The organism is Amycolatopsis sp. NPDC004378 (genome assembly GCF_053602455.1).
The window spans coordinates 1-19,283 of record NZ_JBSGDR010000001.1; the positions used below are offsets into that span (position 1 = coordinate 1).

Here is a 19,283-nt window from a genome sequence, read left to right on the forward strand (position 1 = left end):
CGGAAGGCCCCAGGCCACGCGGCGGCCGGCGTGGCTGTGTTGTGCGGCGGCGGCCACACCCCCCCCCCCCCCACCCCTCACGACACCGGCGCCAGGTCCCAGGCCAGCGTGACCACGGTCCCGGACTCGCCGGACGAGATGTCCGCCCGGTCGGCACTCGCCCGCAGCAGCAGCAATCCGCGCCCCCGCAACGAAACCGGGCGCGGGTCCACCACCGGGGTCCGCCACGTGCCGTGGTCGCGGATGACGACCTCCACCCGGTCCGGGAACGCCGAAGCGTCCAGGTCGACCACCCCGGGCCCGGCACCGTCGTACGCGTGGTCGGCCACGTTGGCCAACGCTTCGTAGCTCGCCAGGACGATGTCCTGGGCCCGCGCCGCCTCGACGCCCACCGAGACGACCCACGCCATCAGCTCGTGCCGGAGCCGGCGCAGGGCTTCGGGCGAGGCCTGCACCCCGTGGCACGTGAACACCGGTTCCGGCATCGGGGGCGTCACCGGCCGAGCGCTTCGTCGACCGTCGCGTGGACGGTGATCCACGTGTCGAGTCCGGTGGTCTTCAGCGGTCCCGACGTCACCGGCGAGTCGCTCACCACGCGCAGCCCGCGTTCGGGCAGCCGCCGGTGCGCCGCCGCCAGCACCTGCAGGCCCGCCGAGCAGAAGAACGTCACCTCGCGCAGGTCCACCACCAGCGTCTCCGGCCCGCCGGCCAGCACCGCGTCGACGACTTCCTCGAACTCCGGCGCGCTCAGCAGGTCGATCTCCCCCGCCACGCGCAGCACGGCCGCCTTGTCCCGCCGGTCGAGCGTGACCGCCAGCTCGACGGCGGGAAGATCCCGCGATGAAGAGGTCACGGCCTCTTATCGTGCCGCAATCCCCGCCGCCACGCCATCGACGGCGCCTACCGGTACGGCAGCTTGACGACGGTCACCCAGAAGTCGTCGATCTTCCGGACGACCTCGACGAACTTCTCGAAGTCGACCGGCTTGGTGACGTAGGCGTTGGCGTGCAGGTCGTAGCTGCGCACGATGTCCTCCTCCGCCTCGGACGTCGTCAGCACGACCACCGGGATCGTGCGCAGGTCCGGGTCCTGCTTGATGTCCGCGAGCACCTCCCGGCCGTCCTTGCGGGGCAGGTTGAGGTCGAGCAGGATCAGCCCGGGCCGTGGCGCCGCTTCGAAGGGCGCCTCGCGGTTGAGGAACCGGAGGGCCTCCACGCCGTCGCTCGCGACGTGCAGCGCGTTGCGGATCTTGTGGTGCTCGAACGCTTCCCGGGTCATCAGCACGTCGCCGGGATCGTCCTCGACGAGCAGGATGTCGATGGGTTCAGGCGCCTGCGTCATGCGTCCCCACTATCCTCGGCGGCCGGCAGGGTGAAGCGGAACGTGGTGCCCGCGGCCTCGGTGTCGAGCCAGATCCGGCCGCCGTGGTACTCGACGATCCGGCGGCACAGGGCCAGGCCGATCCCGGTGCCCGGGTACGCGCTGCGCGTGTGCAGCCGCTGGAACAGGGCGAAGACCCGTTCGGCGTACTCCGCGTCGATGCCGATCCCGTTGTCCGACACGGAGAACACCCAGTCGTCGCCGTCGCGCTCGGCGGTGACGCGCACCTCCGGCGGGGTCTCGCCCTTGAACTTCAGCGCGTTGCCGATCAGGTTCTGGAACACCGCCGTCATCAGCGCCTGCTCGACGCGCACCTCGGGCAGGTCGCCGCGCTCCACCTTGCCGCCGCTCAGCGAGAGCGCGACCTCGAGGTTCGCGAGCGCGTCGTCGACCAGCCGGCCCGCCTCGACCACGACGTGCTTGCCGGGGTTGCGGCCGACCCGCGAAAACGCCAGGAGGTCGTTGATCAGGACCTGCATCCGTTTCGCGCCGTCGACGGCGTACTCGATGTACTGCTCGCCGCGCTCGTCGAGCAGGCCCGAATAGCGCCGCTGGAGCAGCTGGCAGAAACTCGCCACCTTGCGCAGCGGCTCCTGGAGGTCGTGCGACGCGACGTACGCGAACTGCTCCAGGTCGGCGTTGGACCGCTCCAGCTCGCGCGTGCGCCGGTCCAGCATCGCGTGCGCCCGCTCCAGCTCGGCGACCTCGTCCAGGATCCGCTGCCGCATGGCCTCGACGTCGGTGCCGAGCTGGGCGATCTCGCGCGGCCCGGTCCCGTGCACCGGGCGGTGGACGTCTTCGTCGGCGACCTGCCGGACCTCGCCGGCCAGCCGCAGGATCGGCCGGGTGATGACGTGGCGCAGCCCCAGGAACAGCACCGCGAACAGCAGCAGGATCAGCACGCCGACGGCCACCAGCATCGCGGTCAGGAAGTTCGCCGCGCCGTCCAGGTCGGCCCGGCCCTCGTTGCGCAGCGTCACCAGGTGCGCGGCCTGCGCGTCGAGGGCGCCGCGGACCGCGTCGAACTGGGTCCGGCTGCGGTCGGCCTGCGCCGCGGTGACCGGGGGCGCGCCCGGGGTGATGGTGGGCGCGACCGTGACCTGCCAGGCCTTCGCGGCCTGCTGCACGCGGTCGAGGTCGTCGCCGATCTGCGTGCCCGGCGTGGCCCCGAGCCGCTGCAGCTGGGCGACGGCGTCGGCCTGCGAGCGCACGCCGTCGGTGTACGGGGTCAGGAACTCCGGCTGCCGCCCGAGCTGGTAGCCGCGGACGCCGGTCTCCTGGTTCAGCAGGGCCGTCGACAGCTGGATGGCGGCGAGCCGCTGCCCGCCGATGACGTCGAGCAGGCGGTTGCGGGCGTCGGTGAGGTTGTTCATCGCGATCCCGCCGCCCGCGAGGGCCGCGAGCAGCAGCACCGCCTCGGTCAGCGCGAGCAGGGTGAGCCAGCGGCGGACCGGCCAGCCGCGCTCGTCGGCGGTCATCGCGTGCGCTCCCCCGGGTCGTGGCTGAGCAGGGCGAGTGCGACGTCGTCGTCGAGCGGGCCGGAGTTGAGCCGTTCGGCGCGGGCGATCAGCTCGTCGAGCAGCTCGGTGCCGTCGAGGCCGCTCCGGTGCCGGATTTCGAGCACCAGCGCGGCCATCCGCTCGTGGCCGAGCCGCTCGGACCCGGCGCCGACGCGGCCTTCGAACACGCCGTCGGTGTAGAGCAGCAGGGACCAGCCCGGTTCCAGCGGCACTTCGAGGGACTCCCACTTCGTGCCCTCGACGACGCCGAGCGGGACGCCGAGGAGCGTCCCGGAGAGCAGGTGCCCGTCGCCCGCCGTCAAGAGCAGGGGCGGGAGGTGCCCGGCCAGCGACAGCCGCAGGGATCTTCGGTCCGGCGCGACGACGACCATGCAGACGGTGGCGAACAGCGGCTCGATCCGCTCGTGCACGAGGACCCGCTCGACCATGCTCAGCACGTCCGGCATCGGCAGGCCGGCCATCACGAGGGAACGCCACGCGATCCGCAGCGCGACGCCGAGCGCGGCCTCGTCCGGGCCGTGGCCGCAGACGTCGCCGATCATCATGTGCACGGTGCCGTCGGCGAGCTCGATGGCGTCGTAGAAGTCGCCGCCCAGCAGGGAGCCGTTGCGGCCCGGGCGGTAGCGGGAGGCCAGGTCGAGGTGCGGGTCGCGCAGCAGCGGAACGGGCAGCAGGCCGCGTTCCAACCGCGCGTTCTCCCGCGCCAGCAGCTGCTGCTGCAGGAACTGCTGCTCGACCTGCTCGGCGCGCTTGCGTTCGCGCGCGAAGCGCAGCGCCTTGACCAGCAGCGGCCCGTCGACCTGGTCCTTGACGAGGTAGTCCTGCGCGCCGGCGGCGACCGCGGCGACGCCGGTGGCCTGGTCGTGCCCGCCGGTCAGCACGACGATCGCGACGCCGGGCGCGTGCTGGCCGAGCTTCGTCAGCCCGCTCAGGCCCATCGCGTCGGGCAGCTGGAGGTCGAGCACGACGCAGTCGGCCGTGAGCGGGCCGGCCAGCGCGGCGGCGAGCGTTTCGACGCGCTCGAGCGAGAAGGGCACCGACGTGTCCGCCAGCATCTCCTCGACCAGCAGCGCGTCGCCGTCGTCGTCCTCCACCAGCAGCACGCGCAAGCGGGTGCCGGGATCCCACGATGAGTCGTGCGCGGCGGTCACCGGCGTCTCCCGTTCGGCTGCCTTCGGCCAGCACATCCAGACGATCACCCTAGCGGCACCGGAGGCGGCCGCCTACGGCCGTGAAACCGGTCCCACGGAGGTAGCGTTTTATAGCACTCCGGTGTGACACCGGGCGGGTAACGGTTCGGGTCGTGACCGTGCCGGAACCCGATCGCCCGGACCTAGGCTGCCGCCATGTCCCCGCGCGCCGCTTTCGCCTGGTGGGGCGCCACGGCGTGCTGGTTCGCCGGCTCGCTCCTGGGCGGCCGCCGGACGCCCGTCGAGGCCGCCGTCCCGCTCCCCGTGGCCGTGCTCGTGTACGTCCTCGGCGCCGGGTTGTGGGCGTTGCTCGTCTACGGCCTCCACCGCGGTGTGAAGGGCGCCCGGACGACGCTGGCGGTCGTCGGGGTCCTCGGCATCGCGGACCTGGTCGTGCAACTGGTCGCGGACTTCGCCCTGGGCGCCGGGCTGCACGGCGGGTTCTTCCTGGCCGCGCTGGTCCTTTCGCTCGCCGGGTACGTCCTGATGTTCTAGGCCCCGCCGAGCCGGGCGGCCAGGAACTCCTGCTCGACGGCGTTGCCGGCCAGCGCGAGCGCGGCCCGGTACGCCTCCGCCGCTTCGGCGTCACGGCCGAGGCGGTGCAGGAGGTCGGCCTTGGTGGCGGGCAGGTAGCGGTACCCGGCGAGCCGGCCGCCGTCCTCCAGGCGGGCGATCTCGGCCAGCGCCGCCTCGGGCCCGTCGACCATCGACAACGCGACAGCGCGGTTGAGGGCCACCACCGGCGACGGCCAGAGGTGCAGCAGCACGTCGTAGAGGGCCAGGATCTGCGGCCAGTCCGTGTCGGCGTAGCTCGGGGCCTGGGCGTGCAGGGCGGCGATGGCGGCCTGCACGCCGAACCGCCCGGGCGGCCCGCCCTTCAGCGCCTCGACGACGAGCCGGTCGGCTTCGGCGACCAGCTCGCGGTCCCAGCGGGAGCGGTCCTGGTCCGCCAGGCGCAGCAGCCGCCCGGCGTCGTCGGTCCGGGTGGCGCGCCGGGCCTGCTGGACGAGCAGGAGCGCGAGCAGCCCGGCGACCTCGGTGTCGGCGGGCAGCAGGGTCCGCAGCATCCGCGCGAGGTCCAGCGCGCGCCCGGTCAGCTCGTCGCGCACCAGGTCGCCGCCGGACGGCGCGGTGTGCCCGGCCGAGTAGAGCAGGTGCACCACGGTCAGCACGACGGAGACGCGCGCGGGCAGCTCGCCCGCCGAAGGCACCGCGTACGGGATCCGCGCGGCGGTGATCTTCTTCTTGGCGCGGGTGATCCGGGCGGCCATCGTCGGCTCGGGCACCAGGAAGGCGTGCGCGATGTCGGCGGTCGCGACGCCGCACACCAGCCGCAGCGTCAGCGCGATCTGGGCCTCCTGCGCGAGCGCCGGGTGGCAGCAGGTGAACACGAGCCGCAGCCGGTCGTCCGGGATCGGCCCGGCGGGCTCGGGCGGCTCGGCGACGGCCGGCTCGACGAGCAGCGGCAGCTTGCGCCGCAGCACTTCCCGGTGCCGGACGCCGTTGAGCGCGCTGCGGCGCGCGACCGTGGTCAGCCACGCGCCGGGCCGGTCCGGGACGCCGTCGCTTTCCCAGCGCTCGAGCGCTTGGAGGTAGGCGTCCTGGACGGCCTCTTCGGCCTCGTCGAGGTCGCGCGTCACCCGCACCGTCGCGGCGAGCACGTAGGCCCACTCGCGACGGTGCGCTTCGGCGACGGCGTCGGCGGCGGACGTCAGCCCGGCACCACCTGGAAGTCGATCAGCGGCCGGACTTCGACGCCGCCTTCGACGACCGGTGTGAGCTTCGCGCAGGCCAGCGCGTGGTCGAGGTCGCGGGCTTCGAGCAGGTACACCCCGGCCAGGACCTCCTTGGTCTCCACGAACGGCCCGTCGGTCACCAGGTCGCCGCGGATCGCGGTGGCCGTCTCGTTCGGCTGCAGGGCCAGCCCCGCGGTCACCTTGCCGCCCAGCCCGGCGATCCGGTCCGGCAGGCCGAGGTGCCGGTCCATGATCTCCTTCGGCAGGTCTTCGGCGGGCACTCGCTCGTAGATCAGCACCGCGTACTGCGCCATGGTCGGTCCTCTCGCTCGTGGTCCTTTCCTACCCCGTCACGCGAGGACCGGCGAAATCGACAACAGCGGGGAACTTCCGTCAGCGCGGGGTCAGCGTCAGCACGAACGTGTTGCCGTCACTTTGGACGAGCGAGCTGAGGTACGCGGTGAACGCACCGCAGTCCGCCAGCGCCGGGATCGCGTAGCTGCCGGTCAGCGGCCCGCCGGTGGCCAGGGTGAACCCGCTGCCGGTGCGCAGGTCGACCGGGATGGACGCACTCGCCCGGCAGCCCGCGTCGGCGACCGGCAGCCCGAACAGCGTCACCTGCGGCAACGCCAACGCGAGCTTCGCGTGCGCGACGAACCCGTCGCCGGCCAGCTCGCCGGTCTGCGGGCCGTCCGGGCTGAACCGCAGGTCGGCCGTCCCGGGGACGAACCCGAAGACCTTGAACTCCGCCCGCGTCCGGTCGAACGCCGGGCTGAACCCGGTGAACGACCCGGTGACCGGCGCGCTCGCCCCGAGCGCTTTCAGGGTCGTGGTCCCGGAAACGCCGTAGTCGCGCGCGGACGCGCCGAGGTCGAAGCTCAGCAGCACCGGGTCCTGGCCCGGGTCGAGGGTGCAGTCCGAGGTGAAGGAGCCGAGCCCGGTGAACGAGCCGTCGGCCTTCTTCGGCGTGAGCCGGGCGCTGAAGCCGCCGATCGTCAGGGTCGTCTTGCCCGCGTTCGGCAGCTGCACCGGCGGCACCGAGCCGGACGCGTTCGTGGTGAACGGGCCCGACTGCGGCACCGCCGTCCTGGCCACGGTCAACGGCAGGTTCAACGGCAGCGTCAGCGGCCCGTTGGTCAGCGTCACCCCTGCGGACGCCGTCCCCTCGATGCTCGCCGCGCCGACCAGGGCCAAGCCGCGGGTGGACTTGTCCGGCACGGTCACCGCGACCGCGAGGTCCGAGGTCGTGAACGTGCCGCCCGGCGCGGACGGCACCTCGAACGACGCCTTCACCTCGACGTCCAGCTGCTGCAGGCCGATCAACGGGAACGGGCAGGTGAAGCTCAGCTTCTTGGCGACCGGCGTCGACGCCTGGGCGGGCGTGACGACGGCGAGCGCGAGCACGCAGGCGGCGAGCAGCGACCGGGCGATCCGCACGGGCAGTCCCTTCTCGTGGCACCGGCCCCCGCCGCGGCGCGACGGGGGCCGGCAGTTCGGGTCACTTCTTGGCGAGCACGAGGTCCAGCGTGTTGCCGTCGCTCTTGGCGAAGGCGCTGATGATGTCGTTGAACGAGCCGCAGTTCTGCAGCGCGGACAGCGAGTAGGTGCCCGACAGCTTGCCGCCCTTGAGCAGGTCGAAGTCGGGACCGGTGGTCATCTCGCTGGTCGAAGAGCTGACCGTGCCGCACTTCGGGTCGGTGCTGATCGGGATGCCGAACAGGTTGACCGTGGTGAGGAACGTGTCGAACTTGATGTGCGCCTTGAAGCCGGTGCCCACCAGCTCACCGGTCTGCGGGCCGTTCGGCACGACCTTGACGTCCGAGCTGCCCTGGATGAAGCCGAACAGCTTGAAGTCGGTGTGCGTCGGGTTCAGCTGCAGGGTGCCGGTGAACTTCTTCGCGGCCAGGTCCACGTCGGCGTCGAACGAGCCGGAGATCGGCGCGGTGCTGCCGAGCGACTTCAGCGACGTCGACCCGGTGATGCCGAAGGAGTACTTGATGCCGCCGCCCGGCGGGGTCGTGGTGGGCGGGGTGGTCGTCGGCGGCGTGGTGGTCGGGGGTGTCGTCGTGGGCGGCGTGGTGGTGGGCGGGGTCGTCCCGCCGCCACCGGCGATCGTGATCGTGGCCAGGGTGTTGTTCTGGCCCGCGTCCTGCGTGCAGGGCGCGTCGATCGTGCCGTCCGGCGTGATGCCGGTGACCGAGCCGTCGGCCTTGCGCGGGGTGACCTTGAGCTGCAGGTCGCCGACGGTGATCTTCGCCTGGCCGGCCTGGGTGAACGTCAGCGACGGCGTCTTGCCCGACGCGTTGATGTTCAGCTCGCCCGACGCCGGGATGTTCGTCTTGTCCAGCGTGATCGGGACGTTGACCGGCAGGTTGAGACTCGGCGCGGCCACGGTCGCGGCGGCCGTCGCGGTGCCCTCGATCGTCGTGGCGCCGATCAGGCTCAGGCCCGCGACGGTGTCCGCGTTGATGGTCGACACGGCCTTGATGTCGAACGCGCCGGTCGGCTGGCCGGTGTTCACCGTGGTCGGCAGGTCGGTGTTGATCACCACCTTCAGCGACTGGGACCCCACCAGCGGCAGCGTGCAGTGGTAGTTCAGGGTCAGCGAGATCGGGTCGGCGGCGCTGGCCTGCGCGCCGACGACCAGCGCGGTGGCGACGAGCCCCACCGCGCCCACGGCCGCGGCGGCCGCGACCGTCTTCTTCTTGCCTCTTGGGTGACTCACGATGGTCCTTCCGTGTATCAACAGTGATACGAAACGGCCCGCGCTATTCGAGAATCGCGACCGGACCGTAAGCTAACGAGCGCGGACGGCGCCGATCAAGGGCTTTCAGTGAAAAGGCAACGCCTGCTCCGCAAATTGTCACCCCAGCACGTCACCCGGCCCGGGTTCCTAGCAGGCAGGGGAAGGTTTCCCCAGCACAAAGGCATCGCCGAAGCGCTGACGAGCGTGACAAATCCACACCGCACAATGTTGACGCACGTGCCAACCGGCCATTCTCTTCTTGCTCGCCCGCGACCGCTCCGCGTAGCTTCGAAACTCATGAAAAGAATGCACAGCGCGGTGCTCGCAATGGCGGCGGCCGCACTTCTGTCGTGTGCCGCCTGCGGGTCGGACGCCCCGGCCGACCCGGGCCGGCACGCCGACCCCGCCGCGCTCGCCTGGGTCGACAAGGTGTGCACCGGGGTCGCCGCGGGCTCGGCGAAGCTGTCTCAGCCGCCCGCCGTCGACGACGCCGACCCGGTGAAGACCCGGGACGCGATGGTCGACTTCCTCGGCCGCCTGGGATCGGCCCTCGACGACATGGCGGGCGGCCTGCGCACCGCCGGCGTCCCGCCCGTCCCGGATGGACAGTCCGCTGTGGACAAGGCGACCGGCAACCTGACCGAGACGAAGACCAAGCTCGCCGAGACGAAAACCAGGATGCAGCAGGCGAAGGTGACCGACCAGCCCAGCCTGCGGCAGGTGATTTCCGAGGCCGACACCACCATGGGCCAGCTCAGCGATCCCGAAGGCCCGATCAAGGACCTCAAGGCCAACCCCGAGCTCAACCTGGCCTTCAGCGAGTCCGCGACCTGCAAACGCGTCTACGGGACGGGCTCGTGACGCGCCGCGCGCTCGCCCTGCTCGTGGCGTCGGTGCTGACCGTGGCGCTCGCCGCCCCGGTGGCGGCCGCGGACCCGGCGCCCGGCCCGGCCGACGACTCCTTCTACACGCCGCCGTCGCCGCTGCCCGCGGGCAAGCCGGGCGACGTCCTCCGCTGGCGGCCGTCGAAAGCGGGACCGCGCAAGGACTCCGTCGACGCGTGGCAGGTGATGTACCTGTCCACGAACGCCCTCGGGCAGCCCGACGCCGTCACCGGAACCGTGCTGGTGCCGAAGACCGCGAACCGCGCGACCGCCCCGATCGTCGCGTTCGCGCCCGGCACGCACGGCCCGGCGTTCGGCTGCACGCCGTCGAAGATGATCGACATCGGCGCGTTCTACGAACAGCCGGGCCTCGACGACCTGCTCGACGCGGGCTACGCGGTGACCGTCCCGGACTACGAGGGCTACCAGAGCACGCCGAAGACGACGTACGTCGTGGGCCGGTCGGAAGGCCCGGCGGTGATCGACGCGGTCCGCGCGGCCCAGCGCCTGGCCGCGGCCGGGCTGTCTTCGACGGCCAAGGTCGTCTTCCGCGGCTACTCGCAGGGCGGCGGCGCCGCGGCGTGGGCCGGGGAGCTGCAGCCGGCGTACGCGCCCGAGCTGAACCTCGTCGGGATCGCGGCCGGCGGCGTCCCCGCCGACCTCGTCCAGGTGACGCTGCAGCTCGACGGGAAGTTCGGGTTCGGCGTCTTCGCCTACGCACTCCTCGGCCTCGACCAGGCCTACCCGGAGCTGCAGCTCGACTCGTTCCTCAGCGACAACGGCCGCGCGAAGCTGGCGGAGATGAAGCAGAGCGCGTGCACGTTCGAGCTGCTCACGACGTACGCGAACCAGAAGATCGCGGACTACACGACGAGCCCGGGCTACATCAAGCCCGCGTGGGTCGCCCGGCTCAACGAGAACAAGCTCGGCGGCAGCCCGCCGAAGGTGCCGGTGTTCCTCTACCACGCCACCGGCGACCAGCTGGTGCAGTTCGCGCAGGCCGACAGCCTGCACAAGGCGTACTGCGCGGCCGGGGTGGCCCAGACGTGGAAGACCTACGACACCGACCACATCACGCTGGTCTACACCGGCAATGCGGACGTCTTGGCGTTCGTCAAGGACCGGATCGCCGGGAAGCCGGCGCCGGCGAGCTGCTGATCAGCGGTTCGGCCGGCCGTGCGGGTGCTGCTGCTGCCACGAGCTGATCACCGAGCTGACGTACTGCTGCCACTCGTCCTGGGCCGGCGGCGCCGCCGTCGTGGGGTGCGCGGGTTTGCGCCCCGCGGCGGCGGGCGCGCTCGTGGTCCGGACCGGGGAGTCGCGCACCTGGGCAGTCATCGGCGGCGGCGCGGCGGACGCGCTCATCGTCTCCACCCCCTCGCTCGAGGGCGGCGGCGCGGCCGGGACGCTCGCCCCGGGCGGCGGGACGGCCGACCCGCCGACCTGCTGGGGCTGGAACAGCACGACGGCGGCCAGGCCGAGCGCGACGGCCGCGCCGGCGCCGAAGACGTACGGGTAGGCGCGGCGCGAGCGGTCGGCGGGCGGGGCCTCGCGCGGGCGCTCGTCGGGTTCGGGGGCGGCCGGTTCCGCGTCGAGGATGGCGAGCGGATCGGGCTGGGGTTCGGGCGCGGGTTCCTCGGCGAGCTTCGCGTCGAGTTCGCCGCGGATGACCAGCGGCCTCGTTTCCGAAAGGTTCACCAGCTCGGCGACCGAGGGGATCTCGCCCTCCCCGCCCTTGCGTGCCATCGAAAGACCTCCACCCTGTCGGCGTCACCCCGGAGGAACCATGCCCGAGCCGCGAGAGCTGCTCCGCTTCGCCGTCGTCGGCCTGGCCGCGTACGGGGTCACCCTACTGGGCGACTACAGCCTGAAGCTCACCGTGTTGCGGGAGAAACCGGTAACTGCGCTTTTCCTCGCGACGGTGGCGTCGACGGCGTTCGCGTACCTGCTGTCGCGACGCTGGTCGTTCGCCGGCCGCGGCGGGCACCGGCGGCTGCGCGAGGCCGGACTGTTCTTCGTGGTCAACGCGGGCGCGGTGGCCGTCAACCTGGTGCCGCCGCTCCTCTCGCGGTACGCGCTGGGGCTAGAGACACCGCACGTGACGTACTTCGTCCAGGAGGTCGCAGACTTCGTCGCCGGGATGGTGCTGGGCACTTTGTCCGGTACGGCGTTCCGCTGGTATGGCTACCGGCGGTGGGTGTTCCCGCGGTCAACGCCACCAGTCGGCGTCCCCCAGAGTGGTGAACCCGAGCTTGTCGTAGAGCGGCTTCCCGGACCGGGAAGCGGTCAGCGTGACGGGACGGTCGTCGAAGTGCCGTAGGACGGCGTGCATCAGGGCGCGGCCGACGCCCTGCGAGCGGTACTCGGGCATCGTCGTGACCCAGTAGACGCCGCCGACACCGCCGTGGGCCATGGTGAGGCAAGCACCTTCGTCTCCCCGGCGGAAGAAGGCCTGGGCGGGCAGCCCGGGCGGGAAGACCGTCCCGGGTTCGGCCGGCTGGTACTCCTCGAGCGGGAAGCCGTGGACGATGACGCCCTCGGCCCGCGCCAGCTCGGCGGGCGTCCGCACGCGGGTGACCGTCGGCTCGTCCGGCACGGGCGCGGGCTCGCGCACCATGACGGGCAGCTGCCGCGCGCTCATCCCGAGATCGGTCAGGTCGAGCGTCCGGAACGGATCCTCGACGACGACGGTCCGGCCGTCGAGCCGCCGCAGCCGCGCGAGCTCGGTCAGCTCGTCGACGGCGGCGTCGCCCGGGTTCGCGGACCGCACCATGATCCGGAACCGCCGGCCGTCGATCGCGGTGAAGCCGGGCCGTTCGAGAACGCGGTCACCCCGGGCCCGCCCGAGAGCGGTCCACATTGCGACGGCGTTGTCGGCAGCCTGCCGCAGCCGCTCGGTGAGCAATCCGGTCATGCCGGGCAGCCTAGGACGGCTCTGGCCCTCCCTCCAGAGCCGATCCGGCGGCTTTCTCACTCACGACCGGCCACGGCAGGCAGCGCCCGTTCCGCCAGCAACGCCAGCTCCAGCCGCAGCCGCTCGCCCGGGTCGTCCAAGCGCGCCCCGAACAGCTCGCCCAGTTTCTTCAGCCGGGCCCGGATCGTCTGCGGGTGCAGGTCCAGCAGCCGCCCCAGCTCGGGCGCGCTGCCGCGGGTCTGGACCAGGGCCAGCAACGTCTCGGCCAGCTGCTCCCGCCGCCGGTCCGGAAGGCCGGCCAGCGGCGCGAGAGTCGTCGACGCCAGTTGCTCGACGAGGAACTCGTCCGCCAGCAGGAGCAGCGTCGTCAGGTGGTCGCGGCACCAGACGACCGGGCCCGGGACGTCCAGGAGTCCCCGTGCGGCCAGGTCGACCGCGCGGCGGGCGACGCGGAACGACTCCGGCGCCGAGGCCAGCGGGACCAGGGGCCCGACCGCCGCCGTCCAGCCCGCCGGGAGGGCGGCCAGCTCCGCCAGGTCCACGTCCGGGGCGGACGTCAGCGCGGCCGGCGGGTCGCCCGCCGGGTCGGCCGGGACGTGGTCCGGCAGCAGGCCCGGCGGGAACTCCGGCGCGCCCGGCAGCGCGCGGAACGCCACCGCGGCCACCTGGGCAGGCACGCGCAGCCCGGACGCCGCGACGAGACCGTCCACTTCGGCCGGTGTGCGGCCGCTGAGGAGGGCGTGCAGCAGCCGGCGGTGCCGTTCGCCCGTGCCGGACATCGCCGCCTCGGCCGCGCGGTAACCCTCGGCGACCGCCGCCATCGACGTCTCGACGTCGGCGAACATCCCCTCCGCCGCGCCGTACAGGACGTCGCCGGACAGGCCGGCTTCGCGGGCGATGTCGGCGATCCAGCGCCACGTCACCCGGCTCGACACGCGCACGGCCGCCTGCACCGCTTCGCGGCTCAGACCACTGTGGAACGCCTGGCGCCCGTGCCCGTGGAACTCGGCCAGCCGGTCGGCCTGCCACATCGCGGGCGTGCCGACACGGTCGATGTCCCGCTCGATGCCGCGCCGCGCCTGCTCGATCGCGGCGACACGCTCGGGGCCGGGACCGAAAATCGCGGAATATTCCGGAATCTCGCGGGCGATGCCGTCGATGCAGGCCCGCGCGATCTCCGGGATCCGCGGGCGCACGGCGTCGCCGAGCTCGTGGGGGAGCCTCGCCCACACCGAGCCGTCGGAAGCAGCGGAACCGCGCATGGGGAATTCGGTCCTCCGCCCAGGGAATTGACACCTCGGAAATGGCCCCCACCATCTGCCACGGAGCGTAGAACTCGTACCCGTCCGTGTCAAAAGGATGTGTTCGTGTCACTCTTTCAGGGAACCCCGGGAACTCGTCGTTGATTTTTCAGTGACACATCCGGGTAAGGACACCGCCCGGTTCGGATACGCTCGTCCCCTCCGGGACGTGAGAAGGGGGATTCGTGGTCGAGTACCGCAGCTTCCGCCTGCTGGCCTCGCTGCCGCGCGCGCTCGGCGCCGGCCTGCGCCCGCACGTCGGGCACGCCGCGGCCTCGATGATCCAGGAGGTCCAGCGCACGGTCCCGGCCTACGGCCAGCCGCTCAAGGGCGTGTTCGGCAAGGTCCTGGTCCGCAGCGTCGAGTACGCCGTGCAGCACTGCGTCGACTCGATGGGCGACCCGGCCCTGTCCCACGAGCACTGGGTCGACTTCTACCGCGGGCGCGGCCGCATCGAGTTCGAGGAGGGCCGCACCCTCGACGCGCTGCAGGACAGCGCCACCGTCGGGGCCCGGGTGGCCTGGCGGGCGATGCACCCCGGCGTCGTCGCCGCGGGGGTCGACCCGGCCGTCATCTCGGTCGCCGCCGAGGCCATCTTCGCCTACGTCGACGAGCTGTGCGCCACCGCGATCGAGGGCTACCAACAGGCCCAGGCGGACGCCGAAGGCGCGGTCCCGGTCCGCCGGCGGAGGCTGCTGGAGCTGATCGTGCAGGCCCCCGAAGGCGCCGCGAGCAGCATCGCCGAGCTGGCCGGCGGCGCGGGCTGGCCGCTGCCGGAGACGGCCGCGATGGTCGCCCTCGAACGCGGCCCCGACGCCGCCGACTTCCCGGCCGACCTGCTCGGCGACGGCGTCCTCGCCGACCTCGACGGCCCCGAGCCGCACCTGCTGACCGGCGATCCCGACGCCGACCTGGCGCCCCTGGAGGCCAAGCTCGACGGCTGGCGGGCCGCGGTGTCCCCGACCGTGCCGCTGGCCGACGCGCCGGCCGCGCTGCGCACCGCCCGCCGCGCCCTGCTGCTGTCCGGGCCGGACGTCCCCGGCCCGCTCATCTGGTGCCGCGACCACCTGGCCACGCTCTGGCTGCTCGCGGAGGACTTCCTGGCCGCCGAGCTGGCCCGCCAAAGCCTCGACCCGTTCGCGTCCCTCAGCGAGAAGCAGCGCGAGCGGCTGGGCGAAACGCTGCTGGCCTGGCTGGAGACGCGCGGCGGGGCGCCGGAGATCGCGCAGCGCCTCGGGGTGCACCCGCAGACCGTGCGCAACCGGCTGCGGCAGCTCGAGGAGCTCTTCGGCGACCGCCTCAAGGACGCCGACGACCGGTTGGGGATGCAGCTGGCGCTGCGGGCTCAGCGGCTGATGCGCGCGCACCGGCCGGACGGTGATCGGGAGCGCTGACCAGGCGGTCGAGCGCCCGCACCGGCATCGGCAGCAGGCGCCGCCACGGACGGCGCACGCCGGGCGCTCCGGAGGAGACGGAGAAACTCGCGCGGCAGGACATCAGCGCGTCCGGTGCGTCATTGCGGCCATGTTCGAGGAATACCCGCCCCGCCCGGGGAATGTCGAGAGGCATTACCGATTAATCGCGGAAACCCGCATGCGAGACCGCCTTTCCGGCGGCGTTCTTGTCATGCACGAGCCGAATTGACGCACAGTGGCGTTCGACACAGCGGGTGCGAGCAGTCGGATGCCCTATTTTCAGGTCCGCGAGAAAGGCGGCCGATGACCCTCGAGACACACACCCTGACGCTGCACGGCCGCCGGATCCGGCTGCACGAGCACACGCCGTCGACAGGTGCGGGCGACGAAGCGGTCGTGCTGCTGCACGGGATCGCGGGCAGCGCGGAGACCTGGAAGCCGGTGCTGCGCCGGTGCGACGCGCTCGGCCGGCGCGTGCTGGCCCTGGACCTCCCCGGCCACGGCGAATCCGAGGCGCCGCGCGCGGACTACGGTCTCGGCGCGATGGCGAGCATCGTGCGGGACGTGCTGGCGGTGTCCGGCGTGCGGCACGCGACCGTCGTCGGCCACTCGCTCGGCGGCGGGATCGCGATGCAGTTCGCCTACCAGTTCCCGGAAATGTGCGACCGCCTCGTCCTGGTCGCCAGCGCCGGGCTGGGCCCGGAGGTGAGCGTGGTGCTGCGCGCGACGGCGCTGCCGGGCGCCCGGGCCGTGCTCGCGTGCGCGGTGAACCGCGTGACGCTCGCGATCGCGCGGGCCGCGGCCCGGCTCGGCCGGCGGCTCGGCGGGTCGTTGAACGCTGAAACACAGGAACTGGCCCGGCATTTCGGCTCGCTGGCCGACCCGGCGCGGCGGCGGGCGTTCCTGGCCATCGCGCGCAGCCTGATCGACCTGCGCGGCCAGCGCGCGAGCGCCGTGGAGAAGCTCTACCTGGCCGAAGCCGTGCCGACGCTGCTGGTCTGGGGCGCGCGCGACCCGCTCATCCCGGTGACCCACGGGCGGCGGACGGCCGGGCTGCTGCCGAACGGCCGCTTGACCGTCCGGGAGAACGTGAAACACTTTCCACACGTGGCGGACCCGGACGGTTTCTGCCTGCTGCTGAACGAGTTCGTCCGGGGGACCGAGCCTGCGCGGCTGACGCTCGACGACGTCGTCGCACGCCTGATGACCGCGAATCATGCCCCTTGAAAAAGTTGTCACCCGCACACCATCCCGTCCCGGCGGAAGTGTCACCTGACGTCGCGCCCTTCCACCCGTTCGGGTGTAGACCGGACGGGTTACCGCAAAGTCAGTTGAGAACCCGTTGACAGTGCCGTTCGCGCGAAATTATGTTGCCTGAGCCACAAAATCCGGACCGGCTTCGACGACGAAGAGGCCGGTTTTGTTGCCAGCAAGGATAAAACACATGACCGACGTGGACACCGGGTTCGCCGGCCCCGCCCAGCGCGTGGTCCGGCCCACCCCCGGCGAACGTTCCTCCGGACCGGCCTACCGGCAGCAGTCCGTGTCGGCCGACCGGCCCCGGACCGCCTACCCGCCGGCCCAGCGGACCTCCGGCGAACCCCGGCCCGTGCGCGCTTCCGGCGCCATCGGGCTGTGGGCGTCGCTGCCGCGCGAGCTGGCGATCCGCTTCAAGCCGCGGGTCGACCCGCTGGCCAGGGCCATCCTGCAGGAGGTCCAGCGCGCGGTGCCCGAATACCGCCAGCCGCTCGAAGGCGCGTTCGGGCACATCATCACGCAGGGTGTCCGGCAGGCGATCATCCAGTGCCTCGACAGTGTCGGCACGCCCGGTGCCGTGCCGCTCGAGACGTGGACGACCGTGTTCCGCAACCTCGGCAAGATCGAGTTCAACGAGGGCCGCAGCCTCGACTGCCTGCAGACGGCCTACCGGGTCGGCGGGCGCGTCGCGTGGCGGCACATCTCGGAGTTCGGCCAGGCCGCGGGCCTCGGCGCGGACATGCTGTGCACCAGCGCCGAAGCGATCTTCGCCTACGTCGACGAGATCTCCGCCCTCTCGATCGAGGGCTACACGGCGGCGCAGACCCGCGCCGCGGGCACCCGGGCGCGGCGCCGGAGACGGTTGCTCGAACTGCTCCTCGCCGACCCGCCGTCCGCCCCGCAGACCATCACCGCACAGGCCGCGACCGCGCAGTGGACGCTGCCGTCGGAGGTCACGGTCGTCGCCCTCGAACCCCGCGCCGACCAGCACAGCCTCGCCGCGCCGGACCTGCACTCCGACGTCCTCGTCGACCTCGAAGGCGGCGAGCCGTGCCTGGTCACCGGCGACCCGGAGAAGCACCTGAAGAACCTCACCGAGCGGCTGCAGGGCTGGCGCGCGGTGATCGGCCCGACCGTGCGGCTCGCCGACGCGCCGCGGTCGCTGCTGTGGGCGCGCCGGACGTTGAAGCTCGTCCAGCGCGGCGTCCTGCCGGACGCGGCCCTGACGCGCTGCACCGACCACCTGTCCACGCTGTGGCTGCTCTCGGACGAGTTCCTGGTGCGCGAACTGTGCACGCGCAGCCTGGAGCCGTTCCGCGACCTCACGCCGAAGCAGCGCGCGCGGCTCGGCGAGACACTGCTGATCTGGCTGCAGTCCCGCGGCAGCGCGCCCGAAATCGCGAAGAAGCTCAAGGTGCACCCGCAGACCGTGCGGTACCGGATGCACCAGCTCGTCGACCTGTTCGGCGACCGGCTCAACAACGCCGACGACCGGCTCGACATGGAGATCGCGCTGCGCGCGGAGGCTCTGCTCGGCTCCTGACCCGACTCGACGATGAGGTGGGCGATGACGGGAGCACCCGTCGAAACGGCCTTCGGGCCGATGCTGGGCGGCGACGGCCGGCCGGGCCAGTTGTGGGCCCTGCTCCCCCGCGAGCTGGCCGCGGTGTTCCGGCCGCGGATGCTCGACGTCGCCGACGAGGTGCTGCGCGAGATCCAGCGGACCATCCCGGACTACGCGCGGCCGCTCGACGGCGCGTTCGGCAAGGCGCTGCGGGCGGGCGTGCAGGCGGCGATCCTGCAGTTCATCGACCGGATCGCCGCGTCCGGGCCGATCCCGGACTCGCGGCGGAAGGTGTTCGTCGGGCTGGGGGTCCACGAGCTCGCACAGGGCCGCAACCTCGACGTGCTGCAGGCGGCCTACCGGGTCGGCGCGCGCGTCACGTGGCGGCGGATGGCCGAGGTGGGGACGCGGGCGGGCGTGCCGTCGGCGACCCTGTGCCTGCTGGCCGAGGCCATCTTCGCCTACATCGACGAGCTGTCGGCGTTGTCGATCGAAGGGCACGCGGCCGCGCAGGCCCGGGCCGCGGGCGCGCTGGAACGGCGTCGCCGTCGGCTGCTGGACCTGCTGCTGGCGGACCCGCCGTCCCCGTCCCGGACGGTCCAGGAAGCCGCGACGGCCGCGGACTGGCCGTTGCCGCACCGGGTGGTGGCGGTGGCGCTGGACGGGCCGGCGGACGTCACGGGGCTGGGTGCGCTGGAGGACTTCGAAGACGGGACCCCGCGGCTGCTGCTGCCGGCGCCCGCCGAGCGTTCGTCGCTGGCCACGGCCTTGGCGGGACACCGGGCGGTGGTCGGCCCGCCGGTGCCGCCACGCCAGGCGGCCCGTTCGCTGGCGACGGCGCAGGAAGCGTTGCGCCTGGTGGCCGACGTCCTCCCGGACGAGCCCCTGACCTGGTGCGAAGACCACCTCGCCACGCTCTGGCTGCGCAAGGAGCCGTTCCTGGCGACGGAGGTGTCCCGCCGCCGCCTGGGCCCGCTGACGGCGTTGACCCCGAAGCAGTACAACCGCCTGGCGGGCACGCTGCTGGCCTGGCTGGAGACGTGCGGCAACGTCCGCGAGGTCGCGGACCGCCTGGCGATCCACCCCCAGACCGTCCGGGCCCGGGCCCAAGAGCTGGAAACCCTCTTCGCGGACCACCTCCGTGACCCGGACGACCGCTTCGAGATGATCCTGGCCCTCCGCGCCACCCTGACCTGACCGTGTCGACCCTTCAATCACACGTGATGCCCCTTCAATCACACGTGATGCCTCCCCAATCACGAGTGATGCCCGTTCCCGCACCGCGGGCCGGTGTGCGGCGAGGGGCATCTCACGTGATCAGAGGGGCACCACGTGTGATTGGGAGGGCATCACGTGTGATTGGGAGGGCATCACGG

At 72.6% G+C, this 19,283-nt stretch carries 20 protein-coding genes; 8 read left to right on the forward strand and 12 right to left on the reverse strand.

Annotated features, from left to right (window positions below):
• Positions 1 to 77: 77 nt before the first annotated feature.
• Genes ACWEN0_RS00005 through ACWEN0_RS00025 form a run of 5 tightly spaced genes read right to left on the reverse strand, consistent with a single transcriptional unit; the run spans position 78 to position 4,051 of the window.
• Positions 78 to 485, reverse strand: coding sequence for an ATP-binding protein (locus ACWEN0_RS00005; RefSeq protein ID WP_451967437.1), 408 nt, complete (start codon positions 483 to 485; stop codon positions 78 to 80).
• Between the two features lie 8 nt (positions 486 to 493).
• On the reverse strand, positions 494 to 853 hold the full coding sequence (locus ACWEN0_RS00010; RefSeq protein WP_451967438.1) for an STAS domain-containing protein: 360 nt from the start codon (positions 851 to 853) through the stop codon (positions 494 to 496).
• A 47-nt stretch (positions 854 to 900) separates the two neighbouring features.
• The gene (locus ACWEN0_RS00015; protein WP_451967439.1) at positions 901 to 1,341 is read right to left on the reverse strand and encodes a response regulator; all 441 of its coding nucleotides are present in this window, start codon (positions 1,339 to 1,341) and stop codon (positions 901 to 903) included.
• On the reverse strand, positions 1,338 to 2,858 hold the full coding sequence (locus tag ACWEN0_RS00020; RefSeq protein ID WP_451967440.1) for a sensor histidine kinase: 1,521 nt from the start codon (positions 2,856 to 2,858) through the stop codon (positions 1,338 to 1,340). Before ACWEN0_RS00020 ends, ACWEN0_RS00015 begins: the two co-directional genes overlap by 4 nt.
• Positions 2,855 to 4,051, reverse strand: coding sequence for a PP2C family protein-serine/threonine phosphatase (locus ACWEN0_RS00025; protein WP_451969784.1), 1,197 nt, complete (start codon positions 4,049 to 4,051; stop codon positions 2,855 to 2,857). Before ACWEN0_RS00025 ends, ACWEN0_RS00020 begins: the two co-directional genes overlap by 4 nt.
• 195 nt (positions 4,052 to 4,246) lie before the next feature.
• Here ACWEN0_RS00025 and ACWEN0_RS00030 point away from each other — a divergent pair, with 195 nt between their 5' ends.
• Entirely contained in the window at positions 4,247 to 4,585 is a 339-nt protein-coding gene (locus ACWEN0_RS00030; protein ID WP_451967441.1) for a hypothetical protein, read from the forward strand.
• Here the strand turns inward: ACWEN0_RS00030 and ACWEN0_RS00035 are convergent.
• From ACWEN0_RS00035 to ACWEN0_RS00050, 4 genes are all read right to left on the reverse strand, one after another.
• Positions 4,582 to 5,751, reverse strand: a complete 1,170-nt coding sequence (locus ACWEN0_RS00035) for an RNA polymerase sigma factor (RefSeq protein ID WP_451967443.1) — start codon at positions 5,749 to 5,751, stop codon at positions 4,582 to 4,584. The genes ACWEN0_RS00030 and ACWEN0_RS00035 overlap by 4 nt on opposite strands.
• A 50-nt stretch (positions 5,752 to 5,801) precedes the next feature.
• Positions 5,802 to 6,140 carry a YciI family protein gene (locus tag ACWEN0_RS00040; RefSeq protein WP_451967444.1) on the reverse strand — a complete coding sequence of 113 codons (339 nt, stop codon included), beginning with the start codon at positions 6,138 to 6,140 and terminating at the stop codon, positions 5,802 to 5,804.
• Positions 6,141 to 6,219: 79 nt separating this feature from the next.
• Positions 6,220 to 7,263, reverse strand: a complete 1,044-nt coding sequence (locus ACWEN0_RS00045) for a DUF6801 domain-containing protein (RefSeq protein WP_451967445.1) — start codon at positions 7,261 to 7,263, stop codon at positions 6,220 to 6,222.
• A 61-nt stretch (positions 7,264 to 7,324) separates the two neighbouring features.
• Positions 7,325 to 8,551, reverse strand: a complete 1,227-nt coding sequence (locus ACWEN0_RS00050) for a DUF6801 domain-containing protein (protein ID WP_451967446.1) — start codon at positions 8,549 to 8,551, stop codon at positions 7,325 to 7,327.
• A 318-nt stretch (positions 8,552 to 8,869) separates the two neighbouring features.
• On the opposite strand from ACWEN0_RS00050, the gene ACWEN0_RS00055 reads away from it, so the two are divergent.
• Positions 8,870 to 9,433 (forward strand): hypothetical protein, encoded by a 564-nt coding sequence (locus tag ACWEN0_RS00055; protein ID WP_451967448.1) that lies wholly within the window; start codon positions 8,870 to 8,872, stop codon positions 9,431 to 9,433.
• Positions 9,430 to 10,614, forward strand: a complete 1,185-nt coding sequence (locus tag ACWEN0_RS00060; protein ID WP_451967449.1) for a lipase family protein — start codon at positions 9,430 to 9,432, stop codon at positions 10,612 to 10,614. Before ACWEN0_RS00055 ends, ACWEN0_RS00060 begins: the two co-directional genes overlap by 4 nt.
• On the opposite strand, the gene ACWEN0_RS00065 is transcribed toward ACWEN0_RS00060, so the two are convergent.
• Complete coding sequence (locus tag ACWEN0_RS00065) at positions 10,615 to 11,202, reverse strand: hypothetical protein (RefSeq protein WP_451967450.1); 588 nt, start codon at positions 11,200 to 11,202, stop codon at positions 10,615 to 10,617.
• Between the two features lie 40 nt (positions 11,203 to 11,242).
• Here ACWEN0_RS00065 and ACWEN0_RS00070 point away from each other — a divergent pair, with 40 nt between their 5' ends.
• Complete coding sequence (locus tag ACWEN0_RS00070; RefSeq protein WP_451967452.1) at positions 11,243 to 11,776, forward strand: GtrA family protein; 534 nt, start codon at positions 11,243 to 11,245, stop codon at positions 11,774 to 11,776.
• On the opposite strand, the gene ACWEN0_RS00075 is transcribed toward ACWEN0_RS00070, so the two are convergent.
• Together ACWEN0_RS00075 and ACWEN0_RS00080 are read right to left on the reverse strand one after the other, a co-directional pair.
• On the reverse strand, positions 11,666 to 12,370 hold the full coding sequence (locus tag ACWEN0_RS00075; protein ID WP_451967454.1) for a GNAT family N-acetyltransferase: 705 nt from the start codon (positions 12,368 to 12,370) through the stop codon (positions 11,666 to 11,668). The two genes, ACWEN0_RS00070 and ACWEN0_RS00075, sit on opposite strands and share 111 nt — an antisense overlap.
• A gap of 56 nt (positions 12,371 to 12,426) precedes the next feature.
• Entirely contained in the window at positions 12,427 to 13,632 is a 1,206-nt protein-coding gene (locus tag ACWEN0_RS00080; RefSeq protein WP_451967456.1) for a helix-turn-helix domain-containing protein, read from the reverse strand.
• A 224-nt stretch (positions 13,633 to 13,856) separates the two neighbouring features.
• Between ACWEN0_RS00080 and ACWEN0_RS00085 the strand changes: the two genes are divergently transcribed.
• The 4 genes from ACWEN0_RS00085 to ACWEN0_RS00100 all read left to right on the forward strand — a co-directional run bounded on the left by ACWEN0_RS00085 (position 13,857) and on the right by ACWEN0_RS00100 (position 19,104).
• Complete coding sequence (locus ACWEN0_RS00085) at positions 13,857 to 15,065, forward strand: PucR family transcriptional regulator (protein WP_451967458.1); 1,209 nt, start codon at positions 13,857 to 13,859, stop codon at positions 15,063 to 15,065.
• 324 nt (positions 15,066 to 15,389) lie between these two features.
• Entirely contained in the window at positions 15,390 to 16,313 is a 924-nt protein-coding gene (locus tag ACWEN0_RS00090; protein WP_451967460.1) for an alpha/beta fold hydrolase, read from the forward strand.
• 382 nt (positions 16,314 to 16,695) lie between these two features.
• On the forward strand, positions 16,696 to 17,886 hold the full coding sequence (locus tag ACWEN0_RS00095) for a helix-turn-helix domain-containing protein (protein ID WP_451969786.1): 1,191 nt from the start codon (positions 16,696 to 16,698) through the stop codon (positions 17,884 to 17,886).
• A 24-nt stretch (positions 17,887 to 17,910) separates the two neighbouring features.
• On the forward strand, positions 17,911 to 19,104 hold the full coding sequence (locus ACWEN0_RS00100; RefSeq protein WP_451967461.1) for a PucR family transcriptional regulator: 1,194 nt from the start codon (positions 17,911 to 17,913) through the stop codon (positions 19,102 to 19,104).
• Positions 19,105 to 19,283 lie beyond the last annotated feature (179 nt).

Bases quoted from the DNA above. Each gene is read 5' to 3' on its own strand.
- ACWEN0_RS00090 (WP_451967460.1), top strand. From the start codon at position 15,390: ATGACCCTCGAGACACACACCCTGACGCTGCACGGCCGCCGGATCCGG.
- ACWEN0_RS00005 (WP_451967437.1), bottom strand. From the start codon at position 485: ATGCCGGAACCGGTGTTCACGTGCCACGGGGTGCAGGCCTCGCCCGAA.
- ACWEN0_RS00015 (WP_451967439.1), bottom strand. From the start codon at position 1,341: ATGACGCAGGCGCCTGAACCCATCGACATCCTGCTCGTCGAGGACGAT.
- ACWEN0_RS00055 (WP_451967448.1), top strand. From the start codon at position 8,870: ATGAAAAGAATGCACAGCGCGGTGCTCGCAATGGCGGCGGCCGCACTT.
- ACWEN0_RS00040 (WP_451967444.1), bottom strand. From the start codon at position 6,140: ATGGCGCAGTACGCGGTGCTGATCTACGAGCGAGTGCCCGCCGAAGAC.
- ACWEN0_RS00030 (WP_451967441.1), top strand. From the start codon at position 4,247: ATGTCCCCGCGCGCCGCTTTCGCCTGGTGGGGCGCCACGGCGTGCTGG.
- ACWEN0_RS00065 (WP_451967450.1), bottom strand. From the start codon at position 11,202: ATGGCACGCAAGGGCGGGGAGGGCGAGATCCCCTCGGTCGCCGAGCTG.
- ACWEN0_RS00020 (WP_451967440.1), bottom strand. From the start codon at position 2,858: ATGACCGCCGACGAGCGCGGCTGGCCGGTCCGCCGCTGGCTCACCCTG.
- ACWEN0_RS00100 (WP_451967461.1), top strand. From the start codon at position 17,911: ATGACGGGAGCACCCGTCGAAACGGCCTTCGGGCCGATGCTGGGCGGC.
- ACWEN0_RS00080 (WP_451967456.1), bottom strand. From the start codon at position 13,632: ATGCGCGGTTCCGCTGCTTCCGACGGCTCGGTGTGGGCGAGGCTCCCC.
- ACWEN0_RS00070 (WP_451967452.1), top strand. From the start codon at position 11,243: ATGCCCGAGCCGCGAGAGCTGCTCCGCTTCGCCGTCGTCGGCCTGGCC.
- ACWEN0_RS00075 (WP_451967454.1), bottom strand. From the start codon at position 12,370: ATGACCGGATTGCTCACCGAGCGGCTGCGGCAGGCTGCCGACAACGCC.